Annotated in this window: 11 protein-coding genes; 3 read left to right on the forward strand and 8 right to left on the reverse strand. The window is 46.2% G+C overall.

The genetic code is table 11. The features are described from left to right. The first annotated feature begins 4 nt into the window (after nucleotides 1-4). On the forward strand, nucleotides 5-739 hold the full coding sequence (locus ACJJIT_RS11240; protein ID WP_444898433.1) for a siderophore-interacting protein: 735 nt from the start codon (nucleotides 5-7) through the stop codon (nucleotides 737-739). 215 nt (nucleotides 740-954) lie between these two features. On the opposite strand, the gene ACJJIT_RS11245 is transcribed toward ACJJIT_RS11240, so the two are convergent. After that, nucleotides 955-1500 (reverse strand): hypothetical protein, encoded by a 546-nt coding sequence (locus ACJJIT_RS11245; protein ID WP_444898434.1) that lies wholly within the window; start codon nucleotides 1498-1500, stop codon nucleotides 955-957. Between the two features lie 796 nt (nucleotides 1501-2296). On the opposite strand from ACJJIT_RS11245, the gene ACJJIT_RS11250 reads away from it, so the two are divergent. Together ACJJIT_RS11250 and ACJJIT_RS11255 are read left to right on the forward strand one after the other, a co-directional pair. Next, nucleotides 2297-2917 carry a hypothetical protein gene (locus ACJJIT_RS11250; protein WP_444885261.1) on the forward strand — a complete coding sequence of 207 codons (621 nt, stop codon included), beginning with the start codon at nucleotides 2297-2299 and terminating at the stop codon, nucleotides 2915-2917. Nucleotides 2918-4180: 1263 nt separating this feature from the next. After that, nucleotides 4181-5485 (forward strand): patatin-like phospholipase family protein, encoded by a 1305-nt coding sequence (locus ACJJIT_RS11255; protein ID WP_444898435.1) that lies wholly within the window; start codon nucleotides 4181-4183, stop codon nucleotides 5483-5485. A 49-nt stretch (nucleotides 5486-5534) separates the two neighbouring features. Here ACJJIT_RS11255 and ACJJIT_RS11260 read toward each other — a convergent pair whose 3' ends face one another. From ACJJIT_RS11260 to ACJJIT_RS11290, 7 genes are all read right to left on the reverse strand, one after another. Continuing rightward, complete coding sequence (locus tag ACJJIT_RS11260; RefSeq protein ID WP_444898436.1) at nucleotides 5535-7214, reverse strand: NAD-dependent malic enzyme; 1680 nt, start codon at nucleotides 7212-7214, stop codon at nucleotides 5535-5537. A gap of 681 nt (nucleotides 7215-7895) precedes the next feature. Next, nucleotides 7896-8345, reverse strand: a complete 450-nt coding sequence (locus ACJJIT_RS11265; RefSeq protein WP_252085556.1) for a GyrI-like domain-containing protein — start codon at nucleotides 8343-8345, stop codon at nucleotides 7896-7898. Between the two features lie 175 nt (nucleotides 8346-8520). Then, complete coding sequence (locus ACJJIT_RS11270) at nucleotides 8521-8904, reverse strand: STAS/SEC14 domain-containing protein (RefSeq protein ID WP_444898437.1); 384 nt, start codon at nucleotides 8902-8904, stop codon at nucleotides 8521-8523. Nucleotides 8905-9027: 123 nt separating this feature from the next. Then, nucleotides 9028-9273: a tautomerase family protein gene (locus ACJJIT_RS11275; protein ID WP_444890603.1), complete on the reverse strand. Its 246-nt coding sequence runs from the start codon at nucleotides 9271-9273 to the stop codon at nucleotides 9028-9030. Between the two features lie 329 nt (nucleotides 9274-9602). Beyond that, on the reverse strand, nucleotides 9603-10763 hold the full coding sequence (locus ACJJIT_RS11280) for a serine hydrolase domain-containing protein (RefSeq protein ID WP_444898438.1): 1161 nt from the start codon (nucleotides 10761-10763) through the stop codon (nucleotides 9603-9605). Nucleotides 10764-11235: 472 nt separating this feature from the next. Then, nucleotides 11236-12918 carry an arylsulfatase gene (locus tag ACJJIT_RS11285; RefSeq protein WP_444898439.1) on the reverse strand — a complete coding sequence of 561 codons (1683 nt, stop codon included), beginning with the start codon at nucleotides 12916-12918 and terminating at the stop codon, nucleotides 11236-11238. A 218-nt stretch (nucleotides 12919-13136) separates the two neighbouring features. Next, on the reverse strand, nucleotides 13137-14186 hold the full coding sequence (locus ACJJIT_RS11290) for an HAD family hydrolase (protein ID WP_444898440.1): 1050 nt from the start codon (nucleotides 14184-14186) through the stop codon (nucleotides 13137-13139). Between the last annotated feature and the right edge of the window lie 204 nt (nucleotides 14187-14390).

Below are 14390 nucleotides of genomic sequence, written 5' to 3' on the forward strand. Positions count from 1 at the left end.
TACTATGGCTGAAAAACGCACACGAGAGCTGGTCGTTTTGCGCTCCACCAAAGTCTCAGAACACATGTTACGTATCACTCTGGGTGGCGAAGAGTTGGAATCCTTCCCCTGCGACCAGGAAAGCGCCTATATAAAACTGGTTTTCCCTCAGGGTGAGGGTGAACGCCCACTGATGAGAAGCTATACCATCAGGCGCCAACGGGAGACAGAAATCGATATCGACTTCGCTTTGCATGAACATGAAGGGCCAGCCTCAAATTGGGCGGCCAATGCACAACCCGGAGACTCTATCCTGATAGGAGGGCCTGGCCCCAAGAAGCTGGTTAACCCCGAGGCCGACTGGTTTTTACTCGCTGGCGATATGACCGCCCTACCTGCCATCAGTGTTAACCTGGCCCAACTACCTGACGAGTCCAGCGGATATGCGGTGATAGAAGTTTCAAGCGAATCAGATGTTCAGCCACTGAAACACCCAAAAAACCTGCAACTGTACTGGGTGGTAAATTCCTTCCCCACCGGCGAACTACTGCTTCCTAAGATTCAGGCACTGCCCTGGCTTCCAGGCCAAGCCGCCATCTGGGCCGCCTGCGAATTTAGTAGCATGCGGCAGTTACGGAAATTTTTTAAGCAGGATAAAGAAATCCCCAAAACCCATATTTACATTTCCAGCTACTGGAAACTTGGGGACTCTGATGAAGGGCACAAGCTCGCGAAAAAACTGGATAACGAGCAGGCCTAAAGGAGAAAATTTGCAGATTTTAGAGACCACAAAAGCAGCGGGGGAGTAACCCCCTCCCCTAGGGCCTTTCCGGCACTAACACTAAGTACGCTAACCCCAAGTGCGCTAAACCCAAAATAGTTTGCCCGCATTTCACAACGGCGTTATGTTTTTACACCTCAGTAGCAGAAGCCCTCCATTACCATAAGGCAAACCACTTTCGCGAAAATTACTCTTTATCCTGATCGATCCATCCGATACCAATAATTAGCAATATAACCCCGCTCATCAACCTGTAGCGCCTGGCGTGTAATTTCTGGAACGCCATTCTCACAGTGCCATGCATAGATAGTCACCCGTCCAGTCACAACGGCTGGTATAGATTCCGACGCAGGGTTGCTCTTACAGTAAGCGGCAATTGCCTCACTTGGCTCCTTCGAAGTGTCCGCCTTTTCTTCACAGGGAAGATTGGCGCCGACAAAGCACGCATAGACTCCGCCATGCATACAACGCCAAAAAGTACCCCCCGCAACCCAATCCCTCGGGGCACCGGCAGAAATACCAGCCGCCTGGTAAATACCCGATAACACTACCTGCGGTTTTGCCGGGCCTATATAGGGTTCTTCCGGGCTATCTGCATTGACCACAACTCGGCAATAAGCCACGGGGTCATTAAAGGCCCCGAGATACCTTCCTTTATTTTGCTCCGTCTCGGCCAGGCTCAAACTCCCACAGAATCCCAGAACCAGGCTCGCCAAGATACATGCACTAAGCCGAATCATATTTGACCTCCTCTCCCTGCTAACAAGCCCCAGCCACTGCTCTGGCGTCATTAGCGCCTCAACAGTCCTTCCGCGAACAGGGCTCTCTATAGATTAGCTACCCCAGCCATACCGAAGGCCCACCACAGCAGCGCAAAAAACAATCAAGGAGAGTCTGTCACCAACACGAGTTATCCGGTAGTGACTCCCACAGCCTAAGCCGCTGCATCACGCTCAGGATAGAAGGGTATAAATGCCCTTGACGCCATCCGGCAGCTGAATCACCATCCCCGACATCTAGGGATCCCGCAATTATTTTATTTTTCTAACTTTTCTTCTATTGGAAGACCATTTCCAAGATGGCACCAACCACCTGTAGGAATCCCCGCCCTTTTAGCGGGGGAGGATATTAAATTACAGACCTTTGCTTTAAGATCGCTTGAAACAACTGATTAGGAGGTTTTTATCAAGCCGAGTGGCCAGTTCTACCCTTCAGTGGACAGAAATATAACCAGCCACAAGGCCTCAATCTCACTTTTTGCAGCAATAGCCGCCATTGAATAGACCGTACCCGGCGAATAGAAAATAAATAAGCCGGCACATGGTAAGTCTTTACTGGAAAGTACTAAGCGTAAATAAAAAACTTATCCTTTCAAAAGGCTACGCATACTTTTCCCTGAAAACTGCCAACAAAAATATTACCAAGGCTCCAGCTGGTTTATTAATTAATTATTCAATGAATTCAACTTAAGTCTTCAGATTTTGGTACCCCGAAGCACTAGAAAGCCCCGATCCAAAAACCCAAAGGAGATTAATCATGGAAATGAACTTTAAAGACAGAGGATTCCTCTCAACGTGGCACTTAAATATGGTCACTTTTGATAGAGAAGATAACCTGTGGTGTGTGGGAACTTCGAATAACATCGGAAAGTGGAATTCAAGAACTTTTGGCCTCGTTGACAAAAAAGAGTACAACCAATCCTGGGATTCCAAAATGATTGCATTTGACAAGTCAAATGCAATGTGGAGCGTTGGAACTAAAGGTAATCTTGCCAAGTGGAATACCACCACTGGAGCATGGGAGGAACCGGACATTGAAAAGCCCTGGGACCTAAAAATGATTGCCTTCGATAACTCCGGAGAAATGTGGTGTGTTGGTGAAAAAGGTAACGTAGGCAAATGGAACCCCATTGACAACAAGTGGGATGATCAGGGTGATCTGGGCGGCTGGAAACTGGACTGGATTGCCTTTAGGCCCGGTGACCCAAGAGGTGATATCTACTGTGTGGGAACCGAAAGCAACCTGGGACTCTACGATCCTAAATTCCCAAATGACACTTTCCATATCGCATCCAACTTTGAATGTAAAAGCCTCTATTTCCACGAAATATTTGGATATTGTGTCGGTACTAAAGACAATATGGGTGTATCAATTTAGTAGGCCGTAATTTCAGCTAGTGGATAATATTAATTATTCACTAGCTATTTGGCAGCCCAACCCAAAAAGTGAACCTCTCGCATTTTTAGGGTGTGGCGCATTAATAACAAGTTTAATGCTCTAGCCGTGACATTAGTACTCGGAAACTACGCACAGTCACTCACACCAAAGTCTACCCAGCCCCAAAACCACTGGATAGTAGAAACAACAACTTGCCCACTACTTTAAACAAGCCTGCAACCTCACAGGCCTCTAACCTATATCACCTATAACACAAGCTCGTTAGTAGCGGACTGGCAATAGCGCTTTATCAGTTTCTCAACAGCCCAGAAAAAATTTTATCTCAATAAGAAACAGATTTCCCTTTGGAGATATCTATTATCGTGGAATTGATTACATAGCCGTACCGAAACTACGAAAAGAATACGCAGTGAAGATCCCCGCGCTGGCCAATACTATACAGTCAGGATTAAGTTTCTGTCTCACTCCGAAGTCACGAAGCCCGCAATAGAAATCTGAGCCGGGTGTGCTCTCGTAAATACTGCACCAAGAGCTGGCGCCAGTGGACCTTTCATTTTGCTGGTGAAAATTGGCCACTTTCATAAAAATCTATAGACCACTTAACTGACATAGTGTGCAGCCCAGCACGGAACAAAGCACTGCCTGCAGAGAGCTGGTCCTGGGTGACAATGATCCAATGATCCAATGATCTACTGTTGATCAGCTAACCGCCGCTCCAACAGCTGCTGAAGGTGATCCCGCTACCGTACTCGGCTCAACAATAAAAACTGTAGGATCGCTGAACGCTACTGGCAGGTATTTGGCACTGTACGGCTACTAGAGCTTATTGCGCAGCTTGGCAGCGAAGGTGGGCGGCATACATTAGCATACCGCAGATTTTGGCAAGCCCTTGACTATGGTACTACAGGCAAGGGACAAGGCGCTGAGCTTCCAGCCGAATCTCAAATCGAATCACCGGATTACTTCACCTTCAGTGCAGACCTGATTGCGCCTATCGATGAAGGCCACCGTAGCAACGAAAACCGTATCCGTGCACGCCCACCTTTGTATCCTCATTTAGTAAAAGCACTGCCTTAGAGATTTTACCGCTTACTGGATCTAGTGATGCCCAAGTGGGAAGACACGAAATCAAACTGGATGCTATGGCGAATTTGATTCTGGATGATACCCTGCCCCATTCTTTTAGCCGATACTAATTTCAACTTTCGTATGGAACCTACTGCCACCTCAGGGAAAGATCATATGAGTAACACAGCGTGGGTGACCAGCGCCATCTCCGAAGCCGATACCCTTTGGCAAAATTCGCGGACATCGATCGAAGGCAAGTCATTTAGTGATGTGCAGGACCCTAACGGCCTCCAGTATGTCGACCTGGTGATGGAAGGCGGTGGCATGTTAGGGATTGCCCTGGTGGGCTACACCTACATCCTTGAGAAGGCCGGTATTCGCTTTCGCAAGGTTGCAGGTACTTCCGCAGGTGCCATCAATGCACTATTTTTAGCCGCTGCCGGTACGCCGAGCTCACTTAAGAGTGCAAAGTTACTGGATATTATGGCTAAGGCGGACTTTGCCAGCTTTGAAGATGGTGAGCGCTTTGCGCGTAAAACGGTGCAGCGCCTGCTCAAAGGTAAAGGGCTTTTTAGTAGCCTGGCCCTACACCCATTCGACTCCCTGCGTACCTGCAAACAGCTATTGCGAGATAAGGGCCTCAATCCTGGCGACGCTTTTAGCCAATGGTTGCAAGAAGAGTTACGCCAGCTGGGCATTACCAATACCGCGCAACTTAAGCAGCGTATCAACCAGTTTCCCACTCTCCATTATCGGGGAGAACCCGATCATCAGGTGGGCGCTGCAGAAGTGGCGCTGGTAGCAGCGGATATTACCACTGAGACACGGGCTGTTTTTCCGGCAAAAGCCCCTCTCTACTTTAGCAACCCGGATGCGATAAATCCCGCCGAATTCGTACGGGCTTCCATGTCTGTGCCGGGCTTTTTCAAACCCTATACAGTGAAGAATATTCCCCAGCTGGATGAATGCAGTTCAGTGGCCGAGAACTGGCGCAGTATCAAGGGAATTGGTGATCCCAGGCTGTTCTTTAAAAATGGTTTTCCTAAAGAAATTCAGTTTGTGGATGGTGGCCTAGTATCCAACTTCCCCTTTGATATCTTCCACAAGCCAGTCGGTACCCCCAAACTACCCACTTTTGGCATTAAGCTGGAAGTGGACCACTATCAACCCAAGTCTGACAAGGTGGGGCGCTTTGCCATGGGGCTAATCAATACCTGCCGTAACATGCTCGACAACCATGTGCGGGCCAGCCTAAATGCGGAATACCACACGCTGGTGAAAGAGATCGCTATAGAACCTATGACCAACGGCGAGCATCCCCACTGGTTGGATTTCGCCATGCCAGGAGAACACTGCGAACACCTGTTCCTGTCCGGCGTAAGGGCGGCGATCGAGTTCCTAAGCAACGGATTTCAATGGGAGGATTATCTTGTGCTGCGCAGGCCGGAAGTTTTCTACTCTGGGGAGCAGTTGGCTTAAGGAAAGAAAGCCGGGTAAAAAATACCCGGCTTAGATTTATTCAGGGTGATTAGAAGGAACGGCGTCGATAACTGCGATAGTTTGCGTGCCAGAAGTTGCGCTTGAGAGACCTCTCTAACTGCTCGTGGCTCACTTTGGGGGCAACTCCATCAAGCTGTGCCTGAGCAGCTACAGCTCTGGCGATATCAATACTCACCTCACGAATATCATCCAAGTGCGGCAGCAGCGCGCCCTCCCCCTGTTTCACTACTGGTGCCTGCTCCGCCAGGGCGTTGGAAGCTGCCATCAACATGCCATCGGTAACCCGCGTGGCGTTGGCTGCGATCACCCCAAGACCAATACCAGGAAAAATATACACATTGTTGCACTGAGCAACCGGGTGGTGGCGCCCATCAATTTCCACGGCAGCAAAAGGACTACCGGTAGCCACCAGCGCCTCTCCCTTAGTCCAGGTATATATTTCCGTAGGAGTCGCCTCCGCGCGGGAGGTGGGGTTTGAAAGCGGCATCACCAGTGGGCGCTCATGGCCAGCTTGTAACGCCTCAATTACTTGTTGGTTAAACAACCCACCCTGCCCGGATACGCCAATAAGAATACTCGGCTTCACCCTACTGATCAGACTTTGCAGGTCTGACTCGGGCGCCCCATCAAAGATATCCGGTGACTGAGCCAGCGCCGCCTGGAAGTCATGCAGCCCCTTCATATCCGAGGTGACCAATCCATAGCGATCAAACATAAAAATACGCGAGCGCGCATCCGTATCACTGAGCCCCGCCTGTACCATGGCAGACACCACCTGCTCAGCGATCCCGCAACCGGCAGAACCAGCACCCACAATCAAAACCCGCTGGGCCGTTAAGGGTTCCTGCCAGGTTTTACAAGCTGCCAAAATAGTGCCCAGGGTAACAGCGGCAGTACCCTGGATATCGTCATTGAAACAGCAGATTTGATCCCTATAGCGTTGCAGTAACGGCATGGCATTCGTTTGAGCAAAATCTTCAAACTGCACCAAAACCTTGGGCCAGCGACGCTTCACCGCCTCAATAAATTGCTCTAAAAACTCATCGTACTCCTTTTGAGAGATACGCTCATGGCGCCAACCCATATACATAGGATCGCTGAGCAGAGTGCGGTTATTGGTGCCAACATCCAAAGTAACCGGAAGTGTGTAAGCTGGGCTGATACCACCACAGGCGGTGTAGAGAGATAATTTACCAATGGGAATCCCCATGCCGCCAATACCCTGGTCGCCAAGACCGAGGATACGCTCACCATCGGTAACGACGATAACCTTGACGTTTTCCTTAGTGGCACTGCGCAAGATATCATCTATGTATTCTCGGTCTGGGTAGGAAACAAACAGACCTCGATGGTTGCGATAAATATTAGAGAATTCCTCACAGGCCGCCCCAACGGTAGGCGTATAGATGATCGGCAGCATTTCATCAATATGATGCTCAATCAGGTAAAAGAACAACGTTTCATTATCGTCCTGTATACCACGCAAAAAGATATGCTTATCCAGGCCAGTCTTACACTGTTGGTACTGGTAATAGGCCCGTCGAGCCTGTTCCTCAATAGTCTCTACATTGGTCGGCAAGAGACCCGCCAGATTAAACTCGAGCCTCTCCTCTAGGGTAAATGCACTGCCTTTGTTTAGCAGTGGCATTTCCAGTAGAGAGGGGCCAGCATGCGGGATATATAAGGGACGCTTTTCGTTGTTGCTCATAAACCTGCTTTTTCAATGCGGTGATAGACGAGACATATTGCGCAAAAAGCTTCCAACCTTACTGAATAATGCAAAGGGAGCCACGAATTTGCACAGACCCGCCAGTCCAAGGGGGCTTAAAGACTATCTAGTGTTATGGACTTTAACAAGGCCTACCCTCTGCACCTTGGGATCAGGATAAGTGCCTTTTAATCATGCTAGCTTGCTTTTTACCGATGCTCTCAGGGCTGAGACTAAACGACTCCAGGAACAACGAGAGTAAGAAAGAAACAACTGCGAAGCCTGTAAGGAGAAGTGTGCTGCCCACCTGTATTTCCCTCCTAGCCCCATAGTTTCATGGGAATTCTCAAGAGGAAGTTAGGAAAATGTGGTTAGAAAACTTGAGGGAGGAAGAGTTGGTACCTGCAAAAACAAAGTATCGAAGAGGTGGGAAATAGGATGTCACCAACCAGCACCTAGTGCACAAGCGAACCGAGACAGCAATAGTAGTACTGTCTATTTTGGCGCTGGGACATGTCCATAGTGACCATGCTGTCTATCTGGGCGTTTTGAAGTTTTGGTAAAGCAGGCGATCATTTTTCAACCATCAGAAAGCCTTTCGGCAAAAGCTCTTTGTAGAAGCGAAGCAAGATAGAGGGGCCCTAAACCTGTAGGCAGTCTTCTTAGGAACCCCCAAGGCCACTATTTGATTGAAATGGCAACTCTTATCTCATTTGGGCTCAGGTAATGTTCAAAGTCTGTGGTGTAGGCTCTTTGATGAGGACAATCCGGTGAAGAAAAGTAATTCCATATCTCACCCCATAAGTCGATAACCGTCTGCGGCATTTCTCCCTGGGCGGAAAACACCAGATACTTACCCGATTGCACATGTATCGGCTTGAAATCTTCGGACATATCTGTTGAAAGCAGATCTGAGCAAGCATAGATATCAAACAACCCGCTATGGTCTGACTCATAGTTGGTATAAACCCCATAAATCTGGGGAGCTCCCGTAAACTTGGGAGCTGCCTCGGTACTAAACTTCTCCCACAGGGGAGCTATTTGCGCAGTAGAGGCATCCGCCTCATTCTCATTCTTTGTTCTTGCGCAGAGCCCCACCAAATCAAAGCCGGGAATTTGTTCAACGACCATAACTACCTCATTTTTATCAATTATTGATGTTACTTGTATTCCAATACACAGCTAAGTGCATGGATGAACAACTAAAGGGGTTCACCTTAAAGCTAAGGGTAGCTCCTTCCCTGTAGTAATTTCCTTGCTTTGAGCCCCAAACCGAAGAAAAATTCCACAACTACCTCTTGCTGAGTTAATCGAGTTTTTCTGGCCTGTAACGGTTGAGAAATTGAACCGCCTCGTCACGCTGTTCCAAAGAGAAGCACTGGATATCTATATTCCTAAATATCTTATCTTCAGCCTTCACAATCTTTTGTAGCCATTGCTTATCCGTCAGAATGGCTGCCGCAAAGATATTAGAAATACCAACATTAACCAAGTATTTCAATTTTTCTAGCACTGCCGAGAACTCAAGCCCCTTAAATGACTCAATTTCCTCATAGATAGTGATCCTCTTATACTTCTCACCAAGCAACTTTGCTTGAGCCAAACTCTCAGAAACATCACTTTCTGTAATTGAATCAGATACCCTGAAAGCGAGGGCATTAGGAATACCGATATCTATCGCTTTGATCATCTCGTTAATCCCATTTCCAATAATCTACAGTCAGAAATTAATAGTATGCTGTGGACAGTACCATCCTATTTATCACATTAAGCTTATTTTAAGCGCAGGATAAAAGTATCAGGAGGAAATACTCTACAACGCTCTACAGGAATCTGCTTTCTTTTTGATTTGCAAGGCAATCTCTTTCGTTAAGATTTGCCCACCTAACGACCAGTTTTCTGCCTCAACCAAGTCTAAAGAAACCCACACATGCTGCCTAAAACTCTCATCTCCGCCGCCTTCGACCTCCACCATAATATCACTGATTTTTTGCAGCAACTCCTTCTTCACACGCTCATCAACTAGCTCTTTAACTGTTGTAATTGTTACATGTGGCATAAAACCCTCCAATTGGTACTAAGTGAAATTTAGAAAATCAATCAAATTTAAAACAACTCAGCAGAAGACAAAAAGGCATTAGATAGAACCATCTCTCAATGGAATGCAATAACTGCAGAGCTAAAAGATGCATGGTAGCAATGACTAAAAATTCATTCTTAAACTCAAACTCTCCACAGGTCAGCACCCCTTCTACTACAAACCTACCAAACACTGTATATAAATACAACAGTGGATCAACAGCAATTAATTTCAACTCAGGATCGGGGATACCTCGCAATCCAGAGACTACGAGGCCGACTTAAGGTACACGCAGAGAGTTGAGTCTTCTATTTTACTTGCTCATTACTATGAAAGAGATCTAGGGTCTTTAGAGAAAGGGCAACCAGATCCACACTGGATTCCAAGTCCACATTCTTTATAACAGTCACTGCCCGCTGGTGTTCAGGACAAAGTATAAGCACACTTGTACTTCCTATACTTAGCCCCGTGTGGTATAGCAAATTAGGGTGTACTTGGAGAATACGCCTTATATCCGCATACTCTTCCGAGTTATATCCAGCTAAGAAATCTTGCCCCCCAAGAAACCAACCAATACCAATATTGGTTTCTGTTCCATCTGAAAGTTTAGAGTTAGTAAATAGCTCAGAAATGGATTCCTCCTGCAGAAAACCAGGCTTCAGATGAGAAAGCGCAAATTTCACCACATCTTTTGGCGTGGATAATATTCCACCGCCAGCATACTTATAGCTACTATTCACCTCTGGAGAATTTATAAGCACACCTGTAAAAAAAGAATAAGCGCCCTGTCTACTTGGGATAATTGGTGCCGCATCATCAAAGGTAGTTCTCTTCAATCCTAGAGGTTCAAAAACTTCAGTACTAACTATCTCCTTAAAGGTTTCCCCTTTTGCTGACTCCATTGCCGCACTCAGTAGAGTCCAATTATAAGTAGAATAACTCTGATCCGAACCGGGAATAAAAAGCAAAGGGTCATTTTTAAAAATATTCAAAGCTTCTAAAGTGTTGTTGTATTGCACATTCGAGAGAAACTCATGCGGAATAATGTAGTCACGAATTCCAGCGGTGTGATTGGTTAACTGGCGCAAGCTTATCGCTGGGTGGGTTTCAGGCCAGTCTGGCACCAAAAGTCTTACCTCTGAATCCAAATTTAAAACTCCCTGCTCTACCAGACGCATCAAAGCAGCCGCAGTAATCACCTTAGAAACGCTTCCAATACGGAGTTTTGTTTTTTTGGTCATAGGAACTTTAGACTCAAGATCTGAATACCCAAATCCTTTAGCCCACTGAGTGCCATTAGTATCGCCAACGGCCACGCTAATACCAGGAACAGTATCTGAGGAAACGGCCTGTTCAAACAAAAGTTTTGCTTGCTGTGGAGCACTATCAGCGCCCTTTGATTGTAGGGGCAACCATAGAGCCGCTGAAGCGATCAATATTATAAATTTATACATATCACCAAATTCCATTTGTAAATTTCATATACAGAAACGCCGATAAGGCGCCTGAGACACTATACAGGCATATAAAGGGAGTAAGCTAATTTAACTTTTGAACAGGCAGATAAGGTACGATAGAACCGAAAACAAGGGGGAAAGATAACTTAAAATAACTTTTTAACTTTAAGAATTGAACACTATTCAAACTTTGGGGAAACGCCTTGTTTTAGATTAAGGGAAAAATCATTAGGTTACCTTTAAAACCACAGCAACTATAATTGACTCCCCTAAACCTGAATGACAATTTGTATCAAACCAGAGCGTTGTTAATTACAACAGCTTATTGCTACGCATCAAAGTGCATCCAGGAAAAATCACCTATGTGCTTTACTTGACTTAAAGCGATTACTATAGACCTGAGCTTCCTACCCTCCCTCTCTATTTAGAGAGTAATTCATCACCTTTTCATGCCCTGTGACCTAATTTAGCGCCCTATGAAAATTCAGTTACTACCCGAAGCTCCAGCCTCTAGCTGTTTTTGTACTTTTTCCAAATTGAAAGAGCCGGGAACTTGACTGGGGGGGTATTCCTTCATGGTGCTCAGGAACTTGGCAGCGAGCTGCTGCATAGGAACCAATACAAATGCACGATCAATAAACCAATCATTATAGGTATTGGAGCTATGTTGTGCTTTTTCGAAAGGATCCTGACGTAAATTAAACAGTAAAGGAATACGCAGTTCAGTAAAAGGTTCGCGCCAGACTTCAAAACCTTTACCACGATTCTCTAGGAAAATGGCTTTCCATGGCTCGTAACGCATAGCGACTATTTGACCATCATCATTAACATATATAAATTCCTTTCGTGGTGACAACTTGGCCTTACCAGAAAAGTAATCCAACATGTTATAACCGTCGACATAGTTGCGGTAGCGACGACCGTTCAATTCTACCCCCTGCTTTAGTTGCTCTTTGATATTAGGGTTTCCGCCGGCGGCAGCCAGTGTTGGCAGCCAGTCTTCATGGGAAACGATGCCCGTCAGGGTAGTGCCAGCTGGGAATTTTCCAGGCCAGCGAACAAAAGCCGGTACCCGATAAGCCCCCTCCCAGTTGGAGTTCTTTTCACTGCGAAAGGGAGTTGTGGCCGCGTCAGGCCAGGTATTGAAGTGTGGTCCATTATCGGTGGAATAAAATACAATCGTATTGTCAGCAATTTTCAGACGATCGAGTAAGCTCAGTAATTTTCCCACCAGAATGTCATGCTCTACCATGCCATCCATATACTCGTTGCTGTTCGGTCCAGCCAGATTTTTATGCTCCTCTCGCACATGAGTACGAAAATGCATCCGAGTAGCGTTCCACCAGACAAAGAAAGGCTTTCCGGCCTGATGAGCACGCTCTATAAAGTCAATAGCTGCAGCTAGAGTTTCATCATCAATTGTCTCCATGCGTTTTTTAGTGAGCGGGCCTGTGTCTTCAATGGAGCCACCCGCATAAGACTTGATCACTCCGCGCGGGCCAAATTTTTTGCGGAATTCAGGATTTTTGGGGTAATCGCGATTCTCTGGCTCTTCTTCAGCATTGAGATGGTAGAGATTTCCGAAAAACTCATCAAACCCATGGTTAGTGGGCAGATGTTCATTCCGGTCACCCTGGTGATTCTTACCAAACTGACCAGTAACATAACCGAGGCTTTTCATAACCGTGGCAATTGTCGCATCACTCTTTTGCCAGCCTTCCTTGGCTCCTGGGAGCCCTACTTTGGTCATTCCAGTACGCACTGGCACATTACCTGCCAGGAAAGCGGCCCTTCCGGCCGTACAAGATTGCTGGCCGTAGTAATCGGTAAATGACAGCCCCTCAACAGCCAATCGATCAATGTTGGGCGTGGCATAACCCATCATGCCTCGGCTATTAAAACTGATATTCCAAATACCGATATCATCCCCCCAAATCACCAGGATATTGGGCTTTGTAAGCGGGGTGTCCTGTACTTGAAGCTCCGGTGGGGCTTGAGTTTGCCCCTGCTCCTCCAACTGAGGCTGAGGCTGAGGCTGAGGCTGAGGCTGAGGCTGAGGCTGAGGCTGAGGCTGAGGCTGAGGCTGAGCAATAACGTGCCATTGCAAAAAACACAATACAATTGCACCCATGAGCAATCGACGGAATACCAGAGTGGATGAAAACATATTGGGTCTCATAAATCATTTAACATCTATAGAGAGTGCATATAGCGACAAATAAACCTCTATTGACAACAAAACCCTTTTAAAAATTACTGGTGCCAATAGATGTAAATTCACGCTTTTTAGGAAGGGTAATACAACAAGATTAGACAAACTTGTTTGAATCGTTCATTACGGGAAGGTTTTTCCGGCAATGAGTTTAAGGGCATGAAAGATGGATGTTAACCACCATCCTCAGCCGGTGTTTCGGATATTTCCTTTTCAGGTGTGGTGACTTTAGACTGAGGAAAAACCACTGCCCAGTCTTTTGCCATATCTACAACCGTCCACCCATAGAGTTTGGCAGCTTTTAAAGCCTTATCCAGGTGCCCTACCTTAGAACCACTATCATAAGACCACTCCCTCTTACTGTCGGTATGGTGAACTAACATGCCAAAACGAGGCCCTTTACCGGAAGTAGACCACTCCAACATCTGCAAATCACCGTCTGAATTTCCAGCAACAAAAATTGGGCGGAACCCTATAACCTGGCTTATGCCAATAGGCTTACCTACACCATCATTCACGAAGTCAAGTTTATCCGTTGTAATGATTTGAGGATGACCATCATCATCTTCATACCGTAATTTAAAACGACTACCAATAACCTGTTCCGGCGGGATACGGTAGAAGCTCATTGAGAGTGCCCTAATAAAATCAACTCCACCACCTGAAGATATATAGGTTTTAAAGCCATTTGCACGCAAGTACTTCAGCAATTCATGCATCGGCTGATAAACCATATTTCGATAAGGCTTTCCTGTAAGGGGATTTTTGGCGGCAGTAAGCCAGGAATTTACAACCTTATTAAATTCCGTATCTGTCATACCTGTTTGAGTCGTACTGATTATTTTTAACCTATCCGCTTTGCCAAGGGTCAATAAGCTGTGAAAATCTTCTTTTAGAATGGAGGCAAAAGGTTGCTCCTTCTGCCACTTCGGGTGCTCAGGTGCCAATCGCTTAATCTCGTCTATCGCAAAAAGTAACTGAACGTAAGCAGGCTTTTCCGCCCACAAAGTGCCATCGTTATCGAATACAGCAATACGTAGCTCTGGAGGAACAAAGTCGGAACTGCCTTCTTGCGTCACTTTCTTTACAAAACTTACGATGGCAGATTTTGTTGACGTATTATTCCATGATGGAAGATCTGCACTCACACCCGTGCTGGAAAAGAAAATATTTATCAGAAGCAGCAAGCAAAAAACTGTCAATTTTCTTTGAGAGAAAGCCATTAGGTTAAGAGACTCAAGTAAACATGGATTGCTTGAAGTGGCACACAATGAACTAATCTTGGCTTGTCAAAGCCGGATCAATTCAACAGAAAAGTCAATAAAACTAAATATATGATAAATATAGCTGGAAAAATTTACATAATTTTCATTGTTCTCGCTCTATTACCACTAGCTGGATGTGGCGGACATAAGAATGAAAAATCC

It is taken from the genome of Microbulbifer mixtoriginis (SeqCode), from assembly GCF_052467515.1.

Excerpts from the sequence above, each read along its gene's own strand:
- ACJJIT_RS11250 (WP_444885261.1), top strand. The coding sequence starts at position 2,297 with ATGGAAATGAACTTTAAAGACAGAGGATTCCTCTCAACGTGGCACTTA.
- ACJJIT_RS11275 (WP_444890603.1), bottom strand. The coding sequence starts at position 9,273 with ATGCCACATGTAACAATTACAACAGTTAAAGAGCTAGTTGATGAGCGT.
- ACJJIT_RS11280 (WP_444898438.1), bottom strand. The coding sequence starts at position 10,763 with ATGGAATTTGGTGATATGTATAAATTTATAATATTGATCGCTTCAGCG.
- ACJJIT_RS11290 (WP_444898440.1), bottom strand. The coding sequence starts at position 14,186 with ATGGCTTTCTCTCAAAGAAAATTGACAGTTTTTTGCTTGCTGCTTCTG.
- ACJJIT_RS11265 (WP_252085556.1), bottom strand. The coding sequence starts at position 8,345 with ATGGTCGTTGAACAAATTCCCGGCTTTGATTTGGTGGGGCTCTGCGCA.
- ACJJIT_RS11260 (WP_444898436.1), bottom strand. The coding sequence starts at position 7,214 with ATGAGCAACAACGAAAAGCGTCCCTTATATATCCCGCATGCTGGCCCC.
- ACJJIT_RS11245 (WP_444898434.1), bottom strand. The coding sequence starts at position 1,500 with ATGATTCGGCTTAGTGCATGTATCTTGGCGAGCCTGGTTCTGGGATTC.
- ACJJIT_RS11255 (WP_444898435.1), top strand. The coding sequence starts at position 4,181 with ATGAGTAACACAGCGTGGGTGACCAGCGCCATCTCCGAAGCCGATACC.
- ACJJIT_RS11285 (WP_444898439.1), bottom strand. The coding sequence starts at position 12,918 with ATGTTTTCATCCACTCTGGTATTCCGTCGATTGCTCATGGGTGCAATT.
- ACJJIT_RS11240 (WP_444898433.1), top strand. The coding sequence starts at position 5 with ATGGCTGAAAAACGCACACGAGAGCTGGTCGTTTTGCGCTCCACCAAA.
- ACJJIT_RS11270 (WP_444898437.1), bottom strand. The coding sequence starts at position 8,904 with ATGATCAAAGCGATAGATATCGGTATTCCTAATGCCCTCGCTTTCAGG.